This window comes from Mesorhizobium sp. M8A.F.Ca.ET.208.01.1.1 (assembly GCF_004791315.1).
In the GTDB taxonomy this organism is placed as follows: Bacteria; Pseudomonadota; Alphaproteobacteria; order Rhizobiales; family Rhizobiaceae; genus Mesorhizobium.
This window is the reverse complement of sequence record NZ_SRUT01000449.1, coordinates 1-279: the sequence shown is the minus strand read 5'-3', so window position 1 is coordinate 279 and position 279 is coordinate 1. Positions and strand designations below refer to the sequence as shown.

Here is a 279-nt window from a genome sequence, read left to right as displayed (position 1 = left end):
CCTCCAACGCCTATGGCGTTGCCGCCGCTGCGCAATCCGTCGGCGCGCGCGCGCTCGATCTCGGCATCGCCGCCGACCGCAAGGAGGCGATCGCCGCGCTTGTCCGGAAAGCGGTCGAGGCGAGCGCCGACGTCATCGTCACCCTCGGCGGCGCCTCAGTGGGTGACCACGACCTGATCCATGACGTGCTCACCGGCGAAGGCATGACGCTCGACTTCTGGAAGATCGCCATGCGCCCGGGCAAGCCGCTGATGTTCGGCCGGCTGGGACCCGCGCGCT

1 protein-coding gene is annotated in these 279 nt (G+C 70.3%); it reads left to right on the top strand.

Annotated elements, in window-relative coordinates; genetic code table 11:
* A partial coding sequence (locus EN851_RS36035) for a molybdopterin-binding protein (protein WP_245520918.1) occupies positions 1-279 on the top strand: 279 nt, incomplete at both ends.